The 20,771-nt window shown below is 67.0% G+C and carries 21 protein-coding genes; 1 reads left to right on the top strand and 20 read right to left on the bottom strand.

Features of this window, described 5'->3' with window-relative positions; genetic code table 11:
- The 18 genes from rpsC to AC37TH_RS08525 form a co-directional block, all read right to left on the bottom strand.
- Positions 1-777 (bottom strand): 30S ribosomal protein S3, encoded by a 777-nt coding sequence (rpsC, locus tag AC37TH_RS08610; protein WP_490763953.1) that lies wholly within the window; start codon positions 775-777, stop codon positions 1-3.
- Positions 777-1,169 carry a 50S ribosomal protein L22 gene (gene rplV, locus AC37TH_RS08605; RefSeq protein WP_490763952.1) on the bottom strand — a complete coding sequence of 131 codons (393 nt, stop codon included), beginning with the start codon at positions 1,167-1,169 and terminating at the stop codon, positions 777-779. Before rplV ends, rpsC begins: the two co-directional genes overlap by 1 nt.
- Positions 1,170-1,193: 24 nt before the next feature.
- Entirely contained in the window at positions 1,194-1,475 is a 282-nt protein-coding gene (gene rpsS / locus AC37TH_RS08600; RefSeq protein ID WP_055894775.1) for a 30S ribosomal protein S19, read from the bottom strand.
- Between the two features lie 9 nt (positions 1,476-1,484).
- Complete coding sequence (rplB, locus tag AC37TH_RS08595) at positions 1,485-2,324, bottom strand: 50S ribosomal protein L2 (RefSeq protein ID WP_490763951.1); 840 nt, start codon at positions 2,322-2,324, stop codon at positions 1,485-1,487.
- 26 nt (positions 2,325-2,350) lie between these two features.
- Positions 2,351-2,647, bottom strand: a complete 297-nt coding sequence (gene rplW, locus AC37TH_RS08590) for a 50S ribosomal protein L23 (RefSeq protein WP_490763950.1) — start codon at positions 2,645-2,647, stop codon at positions 2,351-2,353.
- On the bottom strand, positions 2,647-3,297 hold the full coding sequence (gene rplD, locus AC37TH_RS08585; protein ID WP_490763949.1) for a 50S ribosomal protein L4: 651 nt from the start codon (positions 3,295-3,297) through the stop codon (positions 2,647-2,649). The genes rplW and rplD overlap by 1 nt, the downstream gene beginning before the upstream one ends.
- Before the next feature lie 4 nt (positions 3,298-3,301).
- Entirely contained in the window at positions 3,302-3,961 is a 660-nt protein-coding gene (rplC, locus tag AC37TH_RS08580; protein ID WP_490763948.1) for a 50S ribosomal protein L3, read from the bottom strand.
- Between the two features lie 11 nt (positions 3,962-3,972).
- On the bottom strand, positions 3,973-4,281 hold the full coding sequence (rpsJ, locus tag AC37TH_RS08575; RefSeq protein ID WP_005050520.1) for a 30S ribosomal protein S10: 309 nt from the start codon (positions 4,279-4,281) through the stop codon (positions 3,973-3,975).
- 1,072 nt (positions 4,282-5,353) lie between these two features.
- Positions 5,354-6,547, bottom strand: a complete 1,194-nt coding sequence (gene tuf / locus AC37TH_RS08570; RefSeq protein WP_490763947.1) for an elongation factor Tu — start codon at positions 6,545-6,547, stop codon at positions 5,354-5,356.
- 113 nt (positions 6,548-6,660) lie between these two features.
- Positions 6,661-8,775: an elongation factor G gene (gene fusA, locus AC37TH_RS08565; RefSeq protein ID WP_490763946.1), complete on the bottom strand. Its 2,115-nt coding sequence runs from the start codon at positions 8,773-8,775 to the stop codon at positions 6,661-6,663.
- A 118-nt stretch (positions 8,776-8,893) separates the two neighbouring features.
- Positions 8,894-9,364, bottom strand: a complete 471-nt coding sequence (gene rpsG, locus AC37TH_RS08560) for a 30S ribosomal protein S7 (RefSeq protein WP_490763945.1) — start codon at positions 9,362-9,364, stop codon at positions 8,894-8,896.
- Entirely contained in the window at positions 9,364-9,738 is a 375-nt protein-coding gene (gene rpsL / locus AC37TH_RS08555) for a 30S ribosomal protein S12 (RefSeq protein WP_055787040.1), read from the bottom strand. The genes rpsG and rpsL overlap by 1 nt, the downstream gene beginning before the upstream one ends.
- Before the next feature lie 388 nt (positions 9,739-10,126).
- Positions 10,127-10,423 (bottom strand): WXG100 family type VII secretion target, encoded by a 297-nt coding sequence (locus AC37TH_RS08550; protein WP_055894741.1) that lies wholly within the window; start codon positions 10,421-10,423, stop codon positions 10,127-10,129.
- Between the two features lie 121 nt (positions 10,424-10,544).
- Complete coding sequence (locus AC37TH_RS08545; RefSeq protein ID WP_490763944.1) at positions 10,545-11,435, bottom strand: hypothetical protein; 891 nt, start codon at positions 11,433-11,435, stop codon at positions 10,545-10,547.
- On the bottom strand, positions 11,432-12,049 hold the full coding sequence (locus AC37TH_RS08540; RefSeq protein WP_490763943.1) for a hypothetical protein: 618 nt from the start codon (positions 12,047-12,049) through the stop codon (positions 11,432-11,434). Before AC37TH_RS08540 ends, AC37TH_RS08545 begins: the two co-directional genes overlap by 4 nt.
- On the bottom strand, positions 12,046-12,684 hold the full coding sequence (locus tag AC37TH_RS08535) for a hypothetical protein (protein ID WP_490763942.1): 639 nt from the start codon (positions 12,682-12,684) through the stop codon (positions 12,046-12,048). The genes AC37TH_RS08540 and AC37TH_RS08535 overlap by 4 nt, the downstream gene beginning before the upstream one ends.
- A gap of 34 nt (positions 12,685-12,718) precedes the next feature.
- The gene (locus AC37TH_RS08530; protein ID WP_490763941.1) at positions 12,719-14,128 is read right to left on the bottom strand and encodes a putative T7SS-secreted protein; all 1,410 of its coding nucleotides are present in this window, start codon (positions 14,126-14,128) and stop codon (positions 12,719-12,721) included.
- Positions 14,129-14,137: 9 nt separating this feature from the next.
- Positions 14,138-14,461, bottom strand: a complete 324-nt coding sequence (locus AC37TH_RS08525; RefSeq protein ID WP_490763940.1) for a hypothetical protein — start codon at positions 14,459-14,461, stop codon at positions 14,138-14,140.
- Between the two features lie 110 nt (positions 14,462-14,571).
- Here AC37TH_RS08525 and AC37TH_RS08520 point away from each other — a divergent pair, with 110 nt between their 5' ends.
- A complete protein-coding gene (locus tag AC37TH_RS08520) occupies positions 14,572-19,056 on the top strand; it encodes a type VII secretion EssC family protein (protein ID WP_490763939.1) in 4,485 nt (1,494 codons plus the stop codon).
- Between the two features lie 3 nt (positions 19,057-19,059).
- On the opposite strand, the gene AC37TH_RS08515 is transcribed toward AC37TH_RS08520, so the two are convergent.
- A complete protein-coding gene (locus tag AC37TH_RS08515; RefSeq protein ID WP_490763938.1) occupies positions 19,060-19,560 on the bottom strand; it encodes a DUF6121 family protein in 501 nt (166 codons plus the stop codon).
- A 20-nt stretch (positions 19,561-19,580) separates the two neighbouring features.
- A complete protein-coding gene (locus tag AC37TH_RS08510; protein ID WP_490763937.1) occupies positions 19,581-20,771 on the bottom strand; it encodes a hypothetical protein in 1,191 nt (396 codons plus the stop codon).

Here is a 20,771-nt window from a genome sequence, read left to right as displayed (position 1 = left end):
TTATGCCTCAACTCCTGCTGCGGCCGGCGCGCTCTCGGCGGCAGGGGCGTTGCCCCGGCCACCGCCGCGACGCGGACGGTCACGGTCGTTGCGCTCGCGCGACGGCTTCTGGTTGGCCTGCTCGCGAGCAAGCTCCTTGTTCGTGATGTCGCCCTTGTAGATCCAGACCTTGACACCGATACGGCCGAACGTCGTCTTGGCCTCGTAGAAGCCGTAGTCGATGTTGGCGCGGAGCGTGTGCAGGGGCACGCGGCCCTCGCGGTAGAACTCCGAGCGGCTCATCTCAGCGCCGCCGAGACGGCCGGACACCTGGATGCGGACACCCTTGGCGCCGGCGCGCTGGGCGCCCTGCAGACCCTTGCGCATCGCGCGGCGGAACGCCACACGTGCAGAGAGCTGCTCGGCGATGCCCTGAGCGACGAGCTGAGCGTCGGCCTCGGGGTTCTTGACCTCGAGGATGTTCAGCTGGATCTGCTTGCCCGAGAGCTTCTCGAGGTCGGCGCGGATGCGCTCGGCCTCTGCTCCACGACGACCGATCACGATGCCCGGGCGGGCGGTGTGGATGTCGACGCGGACGCGGTCACGGGTGCGCTCGATCTCGATGCGCGAAACACCCGCGCGGTCGAGCGACGTCTGCAGCAGACGACGGATCTTGACGTCCTCGGCGAGGTAGTCGCTGTAACGCTGACCCGGCTTGGTGCTGTCCGAGAACCACCGCGACACGTGGTCGGTGGTGATGCCCAGACGGAAGCCGTATGGATTGACTTTCTGACCCATTACTTGCTCGCCTTCTTCGTAGCCTTGGCAGCTGCGGCCTCATCCGGCGTCGTGAGGACGACCGTGATGTGGCTGGTGCGCTTGTTGATGCGGAAGGCCCGGCCCTGTGCACGCGGCTGGAAACGCTTGAGGGTCGTGCCCTCGTCAACGAATGCGCTGCTCACGTACAGGTCCTGCTCGTCCAGGTAAGTGTTCGACTGGTCGGCCTTGACTCGCGCGTTGGCGATCGCCGAGGCGACGAGCTTGTACACCGGCTCGCTCGCACCCTGCGGGGCGAACTTCAGGATGGCCAGGGCCTCCTGTGCCTGCTTGCCGCGAATCAGGTTGACGACGCGACGAGCCTTCTGGGGGGTCACGCGGATGTGACGCACGCGTGCGATCGACTCCACCATTTCTCTCCTCCTTACGTCACCGCGTTAGCGGCGACGACCCTTCTTGTCGTCCTTCACGTGTCCACGGAAGGTGCGGGTGGGAGCAAACTCACCGAGCTTGTGCCCAACCATGGTCTCGGTGACGAACACCGGGATGTGCTTGCGACCGTCGTGCACCGCGATGGTGTGACCCAACATGGCGGGGACGATCATCGAGCGGCGCGACCAGGTCTTGATCACGTTCTTGCTGTTGGCCTCGTTCGCGGCGACAACCTTGCGAAGCAGGTGGTCGTCGACGAAGGGGCCCTTTTTGAGACTGCGTGGCATCTTCTACTCCTACTTACGCTTCTTGCCGACAGTACGACGACGCACGATGAGCTTGTCGCTTTCCTTGTTCGGGTGGCGGGTGCGGCCTTCCTTCTGACCCCAGGGGCTGACCGGGTGACGACCACCGGAGGTCTTGCCCTCACCACCACCGTGCGGGTGGTCGATCGGGTTCATCGCGACACCGCGGACGGTCGGGCGAACGCCCTTCCAGCGCATGCGGCCTGCCTTGCCCCAGTTGATGTTCGACTGCTCGGCGTTGCCGACCTCGCCGATCGTCGCGCGGCAGCGTGCATCCACGTTGCGGATCTCACCGGACGGCAGACGGAGCTGCGCGTACGGGCCGTCCTTGGCGACCAGACGCACGGACGCGCCGGCCGAACGGGCGAGCTTGGCGCCACCGCCCGGCTTGAGCTCGATCGCGTGGATCACGGTACCGGTCGGGATGTTGCGCAGCGGCAGGTTGTTGCCCGGCTTGATGTCCGCGCCTGCACCCGACTCGACGATGTCGCCCTGCGACAGCTTGTTCGGGGCCAGGATGTAGCGCTTGGTGCCGTCCACGAAGTGGAGCAGCGCGATACGTGCGGTGCGGTTGGGGTCGTACTCGATGTGAGCGACCTTCGCGTTGATGCCGTCTTTGTCGTTGCGACGGAAGTCGATGACGCGGTACTGACGCTTGTGGCCACCACCGATGTGACGGGTGGTGATGCGGCCCTGGTTGTTGCGGCCACCGGTCTTCGACAGCGGACGGAGCAGGGACTTCTCAGGCGTCGATCGGGTGATCTCGGCGAAGTCGGCAACGCTCGAACCGCGACGACCGGGGGTCGTGGGCTTGTACTTACGAATAGCCATTGTCTGTTTTCCTCTAGATCCCGGCCTTAGCCAACTGCCGTGAAGATGTCGATGGAACCGGACTTCAGCGTGACGATGGCACGCTTGGTGTCCTTGCGCTTTCCGGCACCGAACTTGGTGCGACGGGTCTTGCCCTGACGGTTCAGGGTGTTGATCGAAGCGACCTCGACCTTGAAGATCTTCTCGATGGCGAGCTTGATCTCGGTCTTGTTCGAACGCGGGTCGACGAGGAAGGTGTACTTGCCTTCGTCGATCAGGCCGTAGCTCTTCTCAGAGACGACCGGGGCGATGATGATGTCGCGCGGGTCCTTGTTGACGGCCATTACGCGTTCACCTCTTCCTTGTTGGACTTCGAAGCGATGAAGCCTTCGAGCGCACCCTTGGTGAAGACGATGTCGTCACTGACGAGCACGTCGTATGCGTTCAGCTGGTCGAAGGTCAGCGTGTGGACGGTGGGCAGGTTGCGAACGCTCTTGAGGCTCACCTGGTCGTCGCGCTCGAGCACGATGAGAACGTGCTTCGAGGTGGCGACGGAGGCGAGGTACTCGGCGACGGCCTTGGTCGACGGGGTCTCACCGAGGGCGAGCGACTCGACGGCGTGCAGACGGCTGCCGCGTGCGCGGTCCGAGAGAGCACCGAGCAGAGCAGCGGCGATCATCTTCTTGGGGGTGCGCTGCGCGTAGCTGCGGGGCACCGGTCCGTGGACGATGCCACCACCGGTCATCTGAGGGGCGCGGATCGAGCCCTGACGAGCGCGACCGGTTCCCTTCTGCTTGAACGGCTTGCGACCGGCACCGGAGACCTCACCACGACGCTTGGTCTTGTGAGTTCCCTGACGCGCCGCAGCGAGCTGCGCGACGACGACCTGGTGGATCAGCGGGATGTTGGTCTGGACGTCGAAGAGCTCGGCGGGAAGCTCGACAGAGCCTGCCTTCTTGCCCTTGACATCGAGAACGTCAATCGAGGTAGCCATACGACTAGGCCCCCTTCACTGCGTTGCGGACGAAAACGATGCGGCCGCGTGCGCCGGGAACGGCGCCCTTGACCAGCAGGAGGCCCTTCTCGGCGTCGACGGCCTGGACCTTGAGGTTCAGGACGGTCACGCGCTCGCCACCCATACGACCGGCCATGCGCATGCCCTTGAAGACACGGCTCGGGGTCGAGGAGGCGCCGATGGAACCCGGCTTGCGGTGGTTGCGGTGCGAACCGTGCGAGGCGGAGACACCCTTGAAGTTGTGACGCTTCATGACACCGGCGAAGCCCTTACCCTTGGACGTTCCGACGACGTCGACCAGCTGGCCGGCCTCGAAGGTCGCGTCGACGGTGAGCTCCTGGCCGGCCGAGTACTCGGCGGCGTTGGCGGTGCGAACCTCGGTGAGGTGACGGCGCGGCGTGACGCCGGCCTTGTCGAAGTGACCGGCGGACGGCTTGTTGACCTTGCGCGGGTCGATCTGGCCGTAGGCGATCTGGACGGCGTTGTATCCGTCGACCTCGGGGGTGCGGATCTGCGTCACGACGTTCGGCGTGATCTCGATGACGGTCACGGGGATGAGCTTGTTGTTCTCGTCCCAGACCTGGGTCATTCCGAGCTTCTTGCCGAGGAGGCCACGGGAGGTCTTGGTTTCAATGTTCGACATGGCACTCCCCCTTAGAGCTTGATCTCGATGTTGACGTCGGCAGGCAGGTCGAGACGCATGAGCGAGTCGACGGCCTTGGGCGTCGGGTCGATGATGTCGATCAGACGCTTGTGCGTGCGCATCTCGAAGTGCTCACGGCTGTCCTTGTACTTGTGGGGAGAACGGATGACACACACCACGTTCTTCTCGGTGGGAAGGGGCACGGGGCCGACCACGGTCGCGCCTGCACGGGTAACCGTGTCGACGATCTTGCGCGCCGAGGTGTCGATGACCTCGTGGTCATACGACTTAAGCCGAATGCGGATCTTCTGTCCCGCCATGTCTGACTCACTCTCTTGTTATGGCGTCGTACGAGACCGGCTCCCGAGAGAACCTGACTCGCATTGGACGCGGATGCGACGAACGCTTGTTGGGGAACGCCACTATTCTTCTGTCAACTCATCGACTTCCACGCTTGGGCGTATAGCCCGCACTGAGGACATGGGTGACCCCTTGTCCTCGAGGTTGTCGATTAAGCTTTTCTTCTACCCGCGGCCTAACCATCTTCCGGAAGCCGTCTGACGGCCTCGCGGTGGGCTATGCACTGCCTGGCAGTGATCCGTTCGGAGCGCACATGAGCGCACTCGTTCCGAAATGTTGAACTAGACAAGTTTGCCAGACTCTCGGCACATCTGCAACCCGGGCGTGTCGCGGGCGTGGCGTTGGCGCACGACGGGCACCTGCCGGGGGACGATCGGCCCCTTAAACACGAGGAGCGGGGCCCGGCTGAACGCCGGTGCCCCGCTCGGGCGACGCCTCGCGCCGTCGCCCCTTGCTGGCGCCAATGGGACCGCTTACGCGGCTCCCGAACTGTCCGTCCGATTGCCTGTCTGCGGGTTGGCCTGGTTTGCGAGGTGATGGATATCCATACGCACTCCCTTCATCGACGGAACCGTCCGGTTGAAACGGTTACCCAATTCTGCGCTTCGGTCAGCGGGAGGTAAACCCCCTGGAGCAAACGTCCAGGGGGCTCATCGGCGCCGGGCTCAGGCAACCTCTCCCCGACGTCGGCGCATCCAGAGCACGAAGGCCAGTCCGAGTGCCACCAGTGCCGCTCCCCCGACCACAGGGGTAGAACGGGGCGGCGGGATCGAGCACCCACGTGCCGTCACCGAGCTGACGCCAGCCCGGCCAGGCGTTGCCCCGACCGGATGCGTCAACGCCCGCTCCCGGCCACAGCTGCGTGCCGGAGATGGTCTGACCGTTCGCCCAGTCGGCCGGCACGGGTACGTAGTCGTCGTGTCCGGACCAGTGGGCGCCGGCTCGGCGGCATTCGCCGGAGCGGCGGCGCCTGCGAACGCAGAAAGGGGCCGGACCTTTCGGTCCAGCCCCTTTCCGAGCAGTCGGAGAAGACTACTTGATGATCTTCGTGACCGTACCAGCGCCCACGGTGCGGCCACCCTCACGGATGGCGAAGCCGAGGCCCTCCTCCATGGCGATCGGCTGGATCAGCTCGACCGTCATGTCGGTGGTGTCGCCGGGCATGACCATCTCGGTGCCCTCGGGCAGCGTGATGACGCCGGTGACGTCGGTGGTGCGGAAGTAGAACTGCGGACGGTAGTTCGCGTAGAACGGGTTGTGACGCCCACCCTCATCCTTGGACAGGATGTACGCGGTGCCCTCGAAGTTGGTGTGCGGCGTAACCGAACCCGGCTTGACGACGACCTGACCGCGCTCGACGTCCTCACGCTTGGTTCCACGGAGGAGCAGACCACAGTTCTCGCCGGCCCATGCCTCGTCGAGCTGCTTGTGGAACATCTCGATACCAGTGACCGTGGTCTTCTGCGTCGGGCGGATGCCGACGATCTCGACCTCGGAGTTGATGGCGAGGGTTCCACGCTCGGCGCGGCCCGTGACGACGGTTCCACGACCGGTGATCGTGAAGACGTCCTCGATCGGCATCAGGAACGGCTTGTCCTTGTCGCGGATCGGGTCCGGGATGGAGTTGTCGACGGCTTCCATGAGCTCGACGATCGACTCGACCCACTTCTCGTCGCCCTCGAGAGCCTTGAGGCCCGAGACGCGAACGACGGGGGCGTTGTCGCCATCGAAGTCCTGGCTCGACAGAAGCTCGCGAACCTCGAGCTCGACGAGCTCCAGGATCTCCTCGTCGTCGACCATGTCGGACTTGTTCAGCGCGACGAGCAGGTACGGCACGCCGACCTGCTTGGCGAGCAGAACGTGCTCACGGGTCTGAGCCATCGGGCCGTCGGTGGCGGCGACCACGAGGATCGCGCCGTCCATCTGAGCGGCACCGGTGATCATGTTCTTGATGTAGTCGGCGTGCCCAGGGGCGTCAACGTGCGCGTAGTGGCGCTTCGGAGTCTCGTACTCGACGTGCGAGATGTTGATCGTGATACCGCGCTGACGCTCTTCCGGAGCCGAGTCGATCGACGCGAAGTCGCGCTGAACGTTGGTCGCCGACGGGTACTTGTCCGCAAGCACCTTGGAGATCGCCGCGGTGAGCGTCGTCTTTCCGTGGTCGACGTGACCGATGGTTCCGATGTTGACGTGCGGCTTAGTCCGCTCGAACTTGGCCTTAGCCACTGGGTCCTCCTCAGGACTCTCATGTAGAAGCCCCGGCCGATGGTTTTCGGCCGGCAACTCTACGGGATTGTTTACCTATGTTACGGGATACTGCTTCGGGAGGGTGACCGAGGTCACTCGCCCTTGTTCTTCTGGACGATCTCGTCGGCAACAGCCTTGGGAACCTCCGCGTAGCTGTCGAAGGTCATCGAGTAGACCGCACGGCCCGAGGTCTTCGACCGCAGGTCGCCGATGTACCCGAACATCTCCGACAGCGGAACGTTCGCGCGGATCACCTTGACCCCGCTCGCGTCCTCCATCGACTGGATCTGACCACGTCGTGAGTTGAGGTCACCGATCACATCGCCCATGTACTCTTCCGGCGTGCGAACCTCGACCGCCATGAGCGGTTCGAGGAGCACAGGGTTCGCCTTGCGCGCAGCCTCTTTGTAGGCCATCGAGCCGGCGATCTTGAACGCCATCTCCGAGGAGTCGACGTCGTGCGAAGCTCCATCCACGAGGGTGGCCTTGACACCCACGGTCGGGAAGCCGGCGAGAACACCCACCTGCATCGCGTCCTGGATACCGTGGTCGACCGACGGGATGTACTCGCGGGGAACGCGTCCACCGCTCACGGCGTTGACGAACTCGTAGCTCGTCTCCGGGGTGACGTCCATCGGCTCGATCGTGATCTGGATCTTGGCGAACTGGCCAGAACCACCGGTCTGCTTCTTGTGCGTGTAGTCGTACTTCTCCACCGCGCGGCGGATCGTCTCGCGGTAGGCCACCTGGGGCTTGCCGACGTTCGCCTCGACGTTGAACTCGCGCTTCATGCGGTCGACCAGGATATCGAGGTGGAGCTCGCCCATTCCCTTGATGACCGTCTGACCGGTCTCCTGGTTCTGCTCGGTGCGGAATGTCGGGTCTTCCTCGGCGAGCTTCTGGATCGCGGTGCCCAGCTTCTCCTGGTCGGCCTTGGTCTTCGGCTCGATCGCGACCTCGATGACGGGCTCGGGGAACGTCATCGACTCGAGGACGACCTGGTTGTCCGGGTCGCACAGGGTGTCGCCGGTGGTGGTGTCCTTGAGGCCGATCACGGCGTAGATGTTGCCGGCGGTGACGAAGTCGACCGGGTTCTCCTTGTTGGCGTGCATCTGGAAGATCTTCCCGATGCGCTCCTTCTTGCCCTTGGTCGAGTTGACGACGCCTGCACCGCTGTTGACGTGACCGGAGTAGACGCGAACGTAGGTGAGACGACCGAAGAACGGGTGCACGGCGACCTTGAACGCGAGAGCCGAGAACGGCTCCGAGGCGTCGGCGTGACGCAGGATGACCTTCTCTTCGTCGCGCGGGTCGTGGGCCTCGATGGCCGGAACGTCGAGCGGCGACGGAAGGAAGTCGATCACGGCGTCGAGCATCGGTTGGACACCACGGTTCTTGAACGCGGAACCGCAGAGGACCGGGTAGATCTCGCTGTTGATCGTGAGCTTGCGGATGGCGCCCTTGATCTCGGCGATCGTGAGCTCCTCGCCACCGAAGAACTTCTCGAGCAGCGCGTCGTCGGTCTCGGCGACGGTCTCGAGCAGTGCCTGACGGTACTCCTGAGCCTTCTCGACCAGGTCGGCCGGGATCTCCTCGACGGCGTACTTGGCGCCCATCTGCACGTCACCCTTGGCGTCTCCACGCCAGGTCAGCGCGCGCATCTCGATGAGGTCGACGACGCCCTCGAAGTTCGACTCGGAGCCGATCGGGAGCTGCAGCACCAGCGGCTTGGCGCCGAGGCGGCTGACGATGGTGTCGACCGTGTAGTAGAAGTCGGCGCCGAGCTTGTCCATCTTGTTGACGAAGCAGATGCGCGGGACGTTGTACTTGTCGGCCTGACGCCAGACGGTCTCGGACTGGGGCTCGACGCCCTCCTTGCCGTCGAAGACGGCGACGGCGCCGTCGAGGACGCGGAGCGAACGCTCCACCTCGACGGTGAAGTCCACGTGGCCCGGGGTGTCGATGATGTTGATCTGGTTCTTGTTCCAGAAACAGGTGACAGCAGCGGACGTGATGGTGATTCCGCGCTCCTTCTCCTGCTCCATCCAGTCGGTCGTCGAAGCGCCGTCGTGGGTCTCGCCGATCTTGTGGTTGACGCCCGTGTAGAACAGGATGCGCTCGGTCGTAGTGGTCTTGCCGGCATCGATGTGGGCCATGATGCCGATGTTGCGGACCTTGTTCAGGTCGGTGAGCACGTCCTGTGCCACAGGGTTCCTCCGAAAAGTAGAAATGTGAGGGGTGCCGGCCCGGGTGGGGCACTCCGCAGAGTGCAACACCCGGACCGGCGCGGTAATGCCCGAAACCGGGATTACCTGCGAGCCGGGATTACCAGCGGTAGTGCGCGAAGGCCTTGTTCGACTCGGCCATCTTGTGCGTGTCCTCGCGACGCTTGACAGCGGCGCCGAGACCGTTCGACGCGTCGAGGATCTCGTTGGTGAGACGCTCGGTCATCGTCTTCTCGCGACGACCCTTGGCGTAGCTGGTGAGCCAGCGCAGCGCGAGCGTGTTCGCGCGGTGCGGCTTGACCTCGACGGGGACCTGGTAGGTCGAGCCACCGACGCGGCGGCTGCGGACCTCGAGGGTCGGGCGGACGTTGTCGAGCGCCTTCTTGAGCGTGACGACGGCATCCTGACCGGACTTGGTGGAGACGCCTTCGAGCGCGTCATACACGATGCGCTCTGCGAGGCCCTTCTTGCCGTCGAGGAGGATCTTGTTGACGAGCTGGCTGACGATCGGCGCGCCGTATACCGGATCGGCGACGACGGGGCGCTTCGGGGCTGGACCCTTGCGAGGCATTACTTCTTCTCCATCTTCGCGCCGTAGCGGCTGCGAGCCTGCTTGCGGTTCTTGACGGCCTGGGTGTCCAGTGCGCCACGGACGATCTTGTAGCGAACACCGGGGAGGTCCTTCACACGACCGCCGCGGACGAGCACCATCGAGTGCTCCTGCAGGTTGTGACCCTCACCGGGGATGTAGGCCGTGACCTCTGTCCCGTTCGAAAGCTTGACGCGAGCCACCTTGCGGAGAGCCGAGTTCGGCTTCTTCGGGGTGGTGGTGTAGACGCGGGTGCACACGCCGCGCTGCTGGGGGTTGGCCTTCAGGGCGGGCGCCTTGGTCTTTGTGACCTTGGGGCTGCGGCCCTTCCGAACCAACTGCTGAATAGTTGGCACTGAACTTCTCCTTATTTGGACTGCACGGTGACAGGTGTTGCTTCCCCGAGCCCACGCACACCCTGCTGGGCGTGTCTGTTCTTGGGGGGATCGATCGACGTTCAGAAGTGTTCGTCATCGATATGCCGTGGGGGCTGGACTTCCGTGCGGTTGTCCTGCCCATCGGATGAGTACGTGCCTGCCCGCTCGCGGCAGCCATTTCTGGGCACCAGACGAGCGCGCGACAGAGCGCACACCCGATAAATCTTAGCTCGCGGGCAGCGCCCGGTCAAATGGATGCGGGGATGCCCGGCGCGCCTGCCGACCGCATCCTCTCGGCTGGGAGTATACGGCGAAGCGCGGGCATCCGGCTGGATGCCCGCGCTTCGCGGAGACTGAGGAGCGGGTCTCAGCCGCCGATGCCCTTGGCGAGCTCGCTGTCGACGTTCTGGAGGGCGTCCGCCGCCTTGGTGAGGAACTGCGACATCCCGTCGAGGCCGTTCACCGCATCCGTGGTGCCCTTGGTGAACTGCTCGTACGAGCTGTGGAACGCGCCGGAGGCCTGGTCGGTGACGAAGCCGCCGTTGACCAGTCCGTTGACCAGGTTCTGCAGCTCGTGGAGCTTCGCGGTGATGTCGTCCTTGCCGGAGATGAGGCGGTTCGCCGCATCGGTCATCTCGCCGTACGTGACGTTCATGTTCGCCATGAGGTCGTTCCCTTCGTGTAGTCCGAGAGGCCAACCCCTCGGGCGGCCAGTGGTTTCAAACTATCCGCGGACGGTGGGCCAGGGGAATGGGGAGCACTCCCCATACGGTGCCCGTGACCGGCTACGCGGCGGACTCCCCCGAGCCCAATTCCTCGCCGGCGCGCCAGAAATTGGTTGCGCAGACGATGCCTGCGACGATCATCACGACGCCCAGCACGCCGAATGCGACGACCCACGGGAGGGCGTCGGCGGCCTCGGTGCCGGAGGCGGTCGGGCCGACCGCGGACGACAGCGGCGTGAGCGCGAGCACCAGGATGACGCCGCCGAGGCCGGCGAGCCACAGGTCGAAGCGCCAGCGGTAGTCGAAGAAGCGCCAGAACTTCCGGCCGGGCGCATCCACCCCTGGCTGCACCTTCCCTGCGCCCTGGGCTCGATAGAAGGAGAGCTTCTTGATCAGCGAGGTGATCGCCGCGACGGTCACGCCGAACCCGATGGATCCGTAGATGAGCCAGTAGCGCGCGAAGTCGTTCTCGTCGCCGACGCTCGACGGCCAGCCGCTGGTGAACCAGGAGATCACCGGAAGTCCGACCAGGAGCAGCGAGACGAGCAGGCCGATGACGATCCAGAAGACGTGCCAGCCGATCGGCAGCACCCGGAAACGGGAGACCATGCTCGCCGACGGGAGCACCGTGTCCGGTGGCGCAGGGTTGCGCTTCATCGCACCCCTGCGCAACTGCTCGCCCGCGACGAGTCCGCACATGGCGAGGAGCAGGAGAACGCCGGGCGTCGCGCCCATCGCGACCGCCGCGAGGCCGCGGACGCCGTCGAGCGATCCGTCGTCCTGCCCGTTCGCGATGGCGGTCATGACGAGACCGCCGCCGACGAGCAGCACGAACGCGATTGCGGCGAGCACTCCGCCGAGGACGCTGAGCACCTTTCCGAACGCCCGGTTGGAGGCGGCGACCCGCTCCCGGCGCGCGGCGAGCGCGTCCCCTGTCAGTCCGTCGGTCACTTGGCCTCCTGTGTCTGCCGTTCCGCCCAGGTGAGCGAGTCGACGATGGCGTCGAAGAAGAGCGTATACAGCTCCGGGTCGTGAGCGGTCGGCGCCGAGACGCTCACGGTGAGCAAGCCGGCTTCGTCCGGATACGGCACGGAGTACTCGAGATAAAGGGACGGCTCGCGCGTCTCGCCGATGGCGTCATCGCCGATCTCGCGGAGGCGCGCGACCGGGCCGGTGCGCTGCTCGATGATCTCGGCTCCCGGGGTCGCTGCGGCCAGCCGTTCGGCCAACGGACGAGCACCGCCCAGTCCCTCAGCGACCGCGCCTTCGGGCCACGCACGGTCGCGGGCGATGAGAGCGGCGGGAAGCGGGATGCCCGGCAGCACTTCGAGCGACATCCAGAACGCGGTGGCACCGGCCGCCCGCGCGCGCTCCGCCGTGCTCACCAGTTCTTCCCGTGCATCTCTGCGCGTTCGGGCCAGCCGGTCGTTGCGCCCGACCTGTTGCAGCACGAGCGACCGGATGCGTTCCCGCATGGCCTCCTCGTCGGCGAGCGGGATCTCGGCCCAGGTGCCGGGCAGGATGATCGAGTACGAGCCCTGCGGAGACCTGGCGGTGAACGTCATGCGCTGCGCTCCGAGACCGCGGCGTCTGCAAGCGTGATGTTGAGGGTCGCGACCAGCGCTTGGACGTCAGAGGCCATGTCGATGAAGACGCCGAGGTTCTCCGCCGAGGCGACGAACTGCACGACCTGCGCCGCCTCCGGAGGGTAGACGACGGCAACGACGCGCTCCTCCAGCTCGGCGCTTCCGTCCGGAAGGGCGTGCGCGATGAGGTTGTGCGAGCCGACCAGCTCGCCGGCGTCGACCGCCGAGCGCCAGGTCTGTACGGCGAAGTAGCTTTGTCCGGAGTCCGGTTCGACGATGGGAGAGGCGAGCGCATCCTGGTACTGGTCGGGCGTGCCCACGACGTCGAGCGGGGCCAGCGAGAAGACGAGTGCAGCACCGGCCCTACCGATCTCGGGATAGGGGATCCAGACGGCCGCCGTCAAGGCGGGGTTGCGCAGCTCGCGGAAGCGGGAGCGTGCGAACGCGAGTTCGCCGGCGAGCTTGGCGCGCATCTCCTGGTCGGCGACGACGGAAGCGGCGAGCGCGGTCGCCCACTCGGGGTCCGACCCCGCCGCGAGCGGAATCGGGTAGCAGCGCTCCGGCATGCCGATGCCGAAGTCGACGATGTCGCGCCGTGTTCCGTCCGCCGTCACTGAGCCTCCCCTTCGCCCACCGAAACCATACCCGCTACTTCGTGCCGTTGTTGGCGACGTTCCAGACGTCCTTGACCACGCCGACCGTGCTGCTGGTCGCTCCGCCGATCTTGTCGTAGTCGCCAGGCACGAACGACGACCCGGTGTCGATGGCTTGACCGACCGGGTTGGAACTGAAGCCGGTGACGGCGCCGGTGACCACCTTGACTGTGTTCTGCACCTGGTAGAGCGTCGCGGCTCCTGCAGTGAACTTCATGCCGTTGGTGAGAAGGCTCGGGTCGGCCTTCGCCAGGTTGTAGAGACCGACGAGGTCCTTGTTGATGCCGAAACCTTTGCTGATGCTGAGGTTGAGCCCGGGGAACGCTTCGCGGGCGGCTTCCTTGATGAGCTCCGGCCCGGATTTGGTGCCGGACTGGAACGCGGTGAGCGCCGCCTTCTGGGCGTCCGTGCGGATGAAGGGGGACTTGAAGGCGTCGGAGAGCGGCTTGCTGAGCGCCTCGCTCGCCTTGGTGGCGCTCATGAAGTCCTCGCTGTGGGCGCCGACGCCCTGCAGCGCTGCGAGCTGGCGGCTGTCGGTGATGCCGGTGCGGATGACCGCGGTGGCGCGGAGGTTCTTGGCGACCATGGCGAAGATCTTGCCGCCGAAAAGGGTGAGCACGCAGCCGACCGCCGCGAACGCGACATCCCACCACGAGCCGTCGCCGTTGATCACCTTGACGATGGACTCGACCAGGTCGATGATCGCGCCGATCGCACCGAGCACGATGAGGATCTGACCGAGGATCGGCACCCAGGCGAAGAAGATCGCGAGCACGCCCGCCCACTTGCAGATGGTCTTGAAGATGCTGAAGACAGTCGCGCCCCAGTCGTCCCAGAACGAGTCCTGGAGTCCGTGGTTGTTCTTGTCGACGACGTTGACGATCGCGGTGATGGCGGTCTCTGCTGCTGTGTTCTTCGCATCCAGTGCGGTGTGCCATTCGGCGTGGGCGGCGCGCAGGTCGGCGTTCGCCGCGTCAGAGGCGTCCTGTGATTTGGTGGCGGCGGTCGCCGCCGTGGCCTTGTCGGCGGCGGTCGCGGAGTCTGCGGTGTGCTGGGCTGTCGTCGCCGCGTGGGCGGCCGTGGTCGCGGCCTCCTGCTTGCTCTCGATGTGCGCGATGGCAGTGGTCGCCGCATCCTGAGCGGATCGGAGGGACGACGAGTACGTGATCAGCGCATCCGCGGTCTTCCGGTAGCGGTCCTGGGCCTTGTCGATGTCGCCCGCCACCTCCTTGGCGGAGTCGCGGAACGCGTCGACAGCCTTGCTGACCATCTCATCCACGTCGCCGATCTTCTTGAGTGTGGTGACCGAGCGCTGGATGGCGTCGGCGATCTCGGCGTAGTGGCGCGCTTTGGAGAGCAGCAGGTCCGGATCGCCCGTGAGCGGCTGGTATTCGACGTCACTCATCTGCGTCCCCTAGTTCTTGGCCGGCGCTGCCGGGTAGTCCTGCGACTTCGCCGCGTCTTCGAGCGCCGTGGCGAGTCCTGCGTCGACCTTGGTGAAGTCGTCCGTCACACCCGCGACGGACTTCGAGAGGCTCTCCACCGATTCGGTCATCTTCTTGCGCTTGTCGTTCCACTTGTGGGCGAAGTCACGCACATGGCCGGAGAGTCCGTCGTGGCCGGTCGCGTCCGCCACGGCATCGCTGAAATCGTCGGCGCCCTTGAACTCGCCGACGATCGCCTCGAGGTCGGACTTCAACTGTCCGAGCAGATCCAGGTCGAGCTTCAGGTCGGTCATGGCGGTCCCCTCCGTTTCAGGCTGTAGCCAACCTATCGAGCACCGTGCGGGGAGGCGATGGGGAGCGGTCCCCATGCGGGGACCCACCGGTATATAGGTATCGTTCTTGCGTGCGCCTCAAACTCACGCTCGCCCGCCCATCCGGAGCCGGCGACGACATCGTGGTCACCGCCGACGCGGCCGCCAGCATCTCGGAGGTCGCCGCGACGATCCGCCGCATCGACCCGCGCGGCGGAGCCCCGCTCACCGACGACCGGGCGCTGACACTGCGTGCCGCGATCCCCGGCCAGGCCGACACCCTCGTGCTGCCACCGGATGCGCCCATCGGCGAAGCCTGGATCGGCAGCGGCGCGACAGTCAGCCTCGCCGACGCCGGCGTCTACTACGCACCGAACGACCTCGGGGACGCGCCGGCCGTCGCCACCGCCCAGGTTCTCACCGGTCCGGACGCCGGACGCGAATTCCCCCTGCGTCCGGGCACGACCACGATCGGCCGCGACGACGACTGCGACATCGTCCTGCACGATCCCCTGGTGTCGAAGAGACACGTGCGTCTGGAGGCCGGAGACGGAGTGGAGGTGGTCGACCTCGGCTCCGCCAACGGCGTCGTGGTCGACGGCGGCATCGTCACACGCCTCACCGTGCGTCGCGCGGAGACGCTGCTGATCGGGGACACCGAGGTGCGCATCGCCGTGTCCGGGCTCAGCGGCATCCCCGTCGCCGCCCCGAAGGCCGGTCCGGTGTTCTTCAACCGATCCCCTCGCGTCGAACAGCGCTACGCCGGGCAGGTCTTCCAGGCGCCCGAGGTGCCGACCGAGAAGGACGATCCGCCCTTCCCCCTGCTCGCCATGATCACGCCGCTGCTGCTCGGCGGCGCGATGTTCGCCCTCACCCACCAGCCCACCACGCTGCTGTTCGTGCTGCTCTCCCCGCTCATGCTGATCGGCAACTATCTGACCGGCCGGACCCGCGGAAAACGCAAACTCAAGAAGGCCATCGCGGTCTTCGACAAACGACTGGATGCGCTCACCGCCAAGCTCGACGCCGAGCGTGTCCGCGAGGTCGAACTGCGCCGCGCGGAGTCCCCGACGACGCACGCCGCGCTCGCGGAGGCCGTCCAGCGCGGACCACTGCTCTGGACCAGGCGGCCGGAGCATTGGTCGTTCCTGAACCTGCAGCTCGGCATCGGGTCGATGAGGTCGCGCAACACCATCGCGAGCACCGACCGCGGCGAGATGATCGTCGAGTTCCAGGAGCGTCTCGACGCCGTCATCGACGCCAACGAACGGGTTGACGGCGTCCCGGTGCTCGACAACCTGTTCGAGTCAGGAGCCCTCGGCATCGCTGGCCCCGCCGAGCACATCGCGGGCTCGGTGAACTCCACGCTCGTGCAGCTCACCGCCCTGCACTCCCCCGCAGAGCTCGTCGTCGCCGCCCTCGTGTCTCCGCGCTGGTCGCGGGAGTTGGAATGGCTCAAGTGGATGCCGCACACGTCGTCTCCGCACAGTCCGCTCTCCGGGGGCCACCTCGCGGACAGCGCGTCGAGCGCATCCACTGTGCTCAGCGCACTGGAAGGACTCGTGGAGGAACGGCTGGCGCGGGCGAAAGGTCCGCAGCGCCGCGGCGCGATGGAGCAGGAGCGCGCGGCCATCGAACGCGGCGCCGAGGTCGGGAAGTCGCAGACCGTCGACGGGACGCAGTCCCCCGTCCCCGCGGTGGTCGTCGTCATCTCGGGCGACGTACCGCTCGACCGGCCGAGGCTCGTGCAGCTCGTGGAGGCCGCGGCCGATGCCGGGGTCTTCCCGATCTGGCTGGACGCCGACGTCGCAGCCCTCCCTGCCGCGTGCCGCACATACATCGCCCACACCGAAAGCGACGACCGCGCGACGGTCGGCTTCGTGCGCATCGGCGAGACCATCGAGGACGTCGTCACCGAACCGGTCGACCGGGTCACCGCGCTCGACTACGCCAAGCGGATGGCTCCGGTGGTCGACGCGGGGGCGCTCGTCGCCGACGCGAGCGACCTGCCGCGCACCATCTCGCTGGTCAGTCTGCTCGGGCACGACCTGGCCGAGTCGTCCGGGGCGGTGATCGACCGCTGGCGGCAGAACGCGTCCATCCATGATCGTTCGGGCGCGCGTCCGGTGAAACGCCGCGCGGGCAGCCTGCGCGCGATCATCGGCTCCGCCGGGGTGGATGCGATGCACCTCGACCTGCGCAGCCAGGGGCCGCACGCCCTCGTCGGCGGCACGACAGGAGCGGGCAAGAGCGAATTCCTGCAGGCGTGGGTGCTCGGGATGGCCGCAGAATACAGCCCGGACAGGGTCACTTTCCTGTTCATCGACTACAAGGGAGGGTCGGCGTTCGCCGACTGCGTGAGCCTGCCGCACTGCGTCGGACTCGTCACCGACCTCAGCCCGCACCTGGTGCGCCGCGCCCTCACCAGCCTGCGCGCCGAACTGCACCACCGCGAGCACCTGCTCAACCGCAAGAAGGCGAAAGACCTGCTCGAACTGGAGAAGCGCGGCGACCCGGAGTGTCCTCCCGCCTTGGTGCTCGTGATCGACGAGTTCGCCGCCCTGGTCGGCGAAGTGCCGGAGTTCGTGGACGGCGTCGTCGACATCGCCCAGCGTGGACGCTCCCTTGGCATCCACCTGATCATGGCGACGCAGCGTCCCGCGGGCGTCATCAAGGACAACCTGCGCGCGAACACCAACCTGCGCATCGCACTCCGGATGGCGGACGAGTCGGACAGCCAGGACGTAGTCGGCGTCTCGGATGCCGCCCACTTCGACCAGGCGATCCCCGGACGAGGAATGGCGAAGACCGGGCCGGGCAGGCTCGCGCCGTTCCAGTCCGCATACGCGGGAGGCTGGACCAGCCGCGAACCGGAGCGCGCGGGCGTCGAGGTCGCCGAGCTCCGCTTCGGTGGAGAGATCCGCTGGGAAGAGGAAGGGACAGGCGGCGACGAGGAGCGAGACCTCGGGCCGACCGACCAGCAGCGACTCGTCTCCTCCATCGTGCGCGCCCAGGGCGAGGCGCGCATCCCGTCGCCGCGGCGGCCGTGGCTGGACGAGCTGGCGAGCGTCTACGATCTCGGGCTGCTGCGCCAGCGCACGGACGCCGAGCTGCTGCTCGGCGTGAGCGACGTGCCGGACAGGCAGCAGCAGTCGCCGGTGTACTTCCAGCCGGACGTCGACGGCAACATCGCCATCTACGGCACGGGAGGCTCCGGCAAGTCGGCGGCCCTCCGCACTCTGGCATCGTCGGCCGCGATCACGCCCCGCGGTGGGCCGGTGCGCGTCTACGGGCTCGATTTCGGCGCGGGCAGCCTCAGGATGCTGGAGAAGATGCCGCACGTCGGCTCGATCATTCCTGGCGACGACGCGGAGCGCATCATCCGGTTGTTCCGCATGCTGAAGGAAGAGCTCGACGACCGCGGCCCCCGGTTCGCCGAGGCCAACGCCTCCAGCATCACCGAGTACCGGCGGCTGACGGGACGCCAGGACGAGGCGCGCATCCTGCTGCTGATCGATGGCTTCCCGAACTTCCGCGAGGACTTCGAGATCCCCGCCGGACGCTCGCAGTGGTACGACGTGTTCAAGGATGTCCTCAGCGACGGTCGCCAGCTCGGGATGCACGTCGCGCTCACCGGCGACCGGGCGGGAGCCGTGCCCACCTCCATCGGCTCGCTGGTGCAGCGCAAAGTCGTGCTGCGCCTCGCCGACGACGGCTACGGGATGCTCGACGTGCCGAGCGACATCCTCGGGCCGACCTCCCCTCCCGGCCGTGCGATCGTCGACGGCTACAAGACACAGCTCGCCGTGCTCGGCGGGAGCGCCTCGGTGTCGGAGCAGTCGGCCGCGACGACGCGGCTCGCCGAGGCGATGGTGCGCGCCGGAGTGCGTCAGACGCCGCCGATCGGTTCGCTGCCGAAGGAGTTCGCGATCGAGTCGCTGCCGTCGTCGCACGACGGATCCCCGGTGCTCGGGGTCAGCGACCTCGACCTCGGCCCGTTCGGGTTCGAGCCCACCGGGACACTGCTGGTGGCCGGCCCTCCGGCGAGCGGACGGTCGACGACGCTCGCCGCGCTGGCCGCGTCCGTCATCCGATTCGACCCGCAGGCACGGCTCTACTACCTGGGCAACCCGCGCTCCCCGCTCGGGCGTGCCTCCCACTGGACCGACACCGCCACCACGCCGGAGACCGCCGCGGCACTCGCCAAAGACCTCGTCGCCGCCATCGCCGATCCGGACACCGACGGCCGCATCGCCGTGATCGTCGAGAGCATCGGCGACTTCCTGCAGACGCCCGCCGACTCCCCCATCGTCGAGTTGGTGCGCGCGGTGCGCCGCAGCGACCACCTGCTGGTCGCCGAGGCGGAGACGAGCGCCTGGGGGTCGTCGTGGCCGCTGCTCGGCGAGGTGAAGAACGGTCGCCGCGGCCTGCTGCTGCAGCCGGACTCGGTGGAGGGCGACCTGCTGCTCAAGACACCGCTGCCGAGACTCAACCGCTCGGAGTTCCCGCCCGGACGCGGGATGTACATCGCGAAGGGCCGCTTCGCCAGGGTGCAGGTTCCGCTGGTCGACGCGTGATCGCTACTTCTCCTTCTCCCACGGCCAGCGCGGACGCCCGCGCTGCTGGAAGCGCCCGACGAGCACGAGCTGGTAGAGGAGCGTGACGACGAACCCGCCGATGCCGACGGTGATCGCGTAGATGCTGCCCAGCTGCCCGACCGCGAACAGGAAGTACGCGAACGGCTGCGACGGGTCGCCTGCGGCCCCGGCGACACCACCGGCGACGATGAACACGAAGTAGCAGGCGAAACCGACGGCCAGAGCGACGCCGGGCGAGATCCGCTGCTTCTCCGCCGGGACGCGCGTGCCGATCACCAGGAGGAACACGAACAGCATCAGGACCGCGCATCCGGTCATGATCGGACCGACCAGCGGGCCGATGTCCGGGTCGGCGATGACGTCGGTGTTCGTCGCCAGGGAGATCAGCCCGAAGGCGGCGACCACCAGCGCCAGATAGAGGAACGTGGCAAAGGCCGCGAGGACGGCCGCGTATGCGCGATACTCACGCATGGTCAGAGTCACGCATGGTCCACGAGCTTCAGTCAGTACCCCTGCGGCGTGGCGTATGCGGCGACGGCCTGGTTCTGCGCGTCGGCCAGCGCCTGGTCGTACGCGGCCTGCGCCTCGGCGTTCCGCACCTTGAGCTTGCGGCCGCGAGCGGCCAGCCAGGCGCCGGTCCACATCGAGATCTCGCGGGCGATCACACCCGCCAGGACGGCGAACGGCGCGACCCAGAGGCGCTGCAGGACGATGCTCGCCTCGTTCGGCGTGAGGTTCCAGACCTTCACGTCGACCAGGGACGCGCCGACATAGGCGGCGTAGACGAAGACGGCGACGAACAGGCCACCCAGGATGTACGCCCACCAGCGAGCACGGTTGATGATCTGGATCAGCACGACCATGCCGACGAAGAACGCCACGACCGGGACCCAGCTGGCGATCTGCGTGGTGAAGAACGTCGCGAGCGAGTCGAGGAACTGCGCGCTCGGCGTCAGCGCGTAACCGACGACCAGCACGGCGAGCACCCAGAGGGCCGCGAACACGACCGTGCCCACGAGCGCGATCAGGATGCCGAAGCCCCTGTTGCTCTTCTTCTTGGGCGGCTCGGGACGCTGGACGTAGATGGGCGTGACCGGCTGAGCGTACGCGGTGGTCGCCGCGGCGCCGGCCTCTGGAGCCCAGGTCGCCTCGCCGGCGGCGGGCTGGGCGGCGTACGCCGTCGTCGCTTGCGCGTCGTTCGCGGCGGTCGCTGCGGTCGCTGCCTCGGCGGCGACGATGACGGGCGTCGCCGACTGGGCGGGCGACGCGGTGTCGACGGTGGCGGTGCCTGCCGCAGCGGCGGCGGGCACGTCACCCGTGTTCGAGCGGGCGACGGCGGCTGCGATGTCGTCGTCGGTCGCGACGACCGGCTCCGGCTCCGTGACCTTGGCAGGAGCGGCGGGAGCAGGTGTCGCGGGGACCTCGGAGGCTGCAGTGGACGGTGCTGCTGCGGCCCGGCCCCCAGCGCTCTGCGCGTCGGCGGCAGGCGCATCCGGCCGGTTGATGTGACCACGCGCCGAGACCGGGCTCGACGGCGGGTCGACGACCTCGGGGTCGGTGTCAGCAGGCTCGGCCGCTGCGCTCTGGGCGGGCGCCGTGGCCGGAGCGGTCGCTGCCGTCGTCGGCGCGTTCTCCTCCGCGGGCTCCGCGGCTGTGCCGTTGTCCGGCACAGAACCCGGCGTCGTCTCGCTCAT

It is taken from the genome of Leifsonia sp. McL0627, from assembly GCF_058244615.1.
The sequence above is the reverse complement of the archived record's forward strand: the minus strand, read 5'-3'. Positions and strand labels throughout refer to the sequence as shown.

Excerpts from the sequence above, each read along its gene's own strand:
- rpsC (WP_490763953.1), bottom strand. The coding sequence starts at position 777 with ATGGGTCAGAAAGTCAATCCATACGGCTTCCGTCTGGGCATCACCACC.
- rplV (WP_490763952.1), bottom strand. The coding sequence starts at position 1,169 with ATGGTGGAGTCGATCGCACGCGTGCGTCACATCCGCGTGACCCCCCAG.
- rpsS (WP_055894775.1), bottom strand. The coding sequence starts at position 1,475 with ATGCCACGCAGTCTCAAAAAGGGCCCCTTCGTCGACGACCACCTGCTT.
- rplB (WP_490763951.1), bottom strand. The coding sequence starts at position 2,324 with ATGGCTATTCGTAAGTACAAGCCCACGACCCCCGGTCGTCGCGGTTCG.
- rplW (WP_490763950.1), bottom strand. The coding sequence starts at position 2,647 with ATGGCCGTCAACAAGGACCCGCGCGACATCATCATCGCCCCGGTCGTC.
- rplD (WP_490763949.1), bottom strand. The coding sequence starts at position 3,297 with ATGGCTACCTCGATTGACGTTCTCGATGTCAAGGGCAAGAAGGCAGGC.
- rplC (WP_490763948.1), bottom strand. The coding sequence starts at position 3,961 with ATGTCGAACATTGAAACCAAGACCTCCCGTGGCCTCCTCGGCAAGAAG.
- rpsJ (WP_005050520.1), bottom strand. The coding sequence starts at position 4,281 with ATGGCGGGACAGAAGATCCGCATTCGGCTTAAGTCGTATGACCACGAG.
- rpsG (WP_490763945.1), bottom strand. The coding sequence starts at position 9,364 with ATGCCTCGCAAGGGTCCAGCCCCGAAGCGCCCCGTCGTCGCCGATCCG.
- AC37TH_RS08550 (WP_055894741.1), bottom strand. The coding sequence starts at position 10,423 with ATGGCGAACATGAACGTCACGTACGGCGAGATGACCGATGCGGCGAAC.
- AC37TH_RS08540 (WP_490763943.1), bottom strand. The coding sequence starts at position 12,049 with ATGACGTTCACCGCCAGGTCTCCGCAGGGCTCGTACTCGATCATCCTG.
- AC37TH_RS08530 (WP_490763941.1), bottom strand. The coding sequence starts at position 14,128 with ATGAGTGACGTCGAATACCAGCCGCTCACGGGCGATCCGGACCTGCTG.
- AC37TH_RS08525 (WP_490763940.1), bottom strand. The coding sequence starts at position 14,461 with ATGACCGACCTGAAGCTCGACCTGGATCTGCTCGGACAGTTGAAGTCC.
- AC37TH_RS08510 (WP_490763937.1), bottom strand. The coding sequence starts at position 20,771 with ATGAGCGAGACGACGCCGGGTTCTGTGCCGGACAACGGCACAGCCGCG.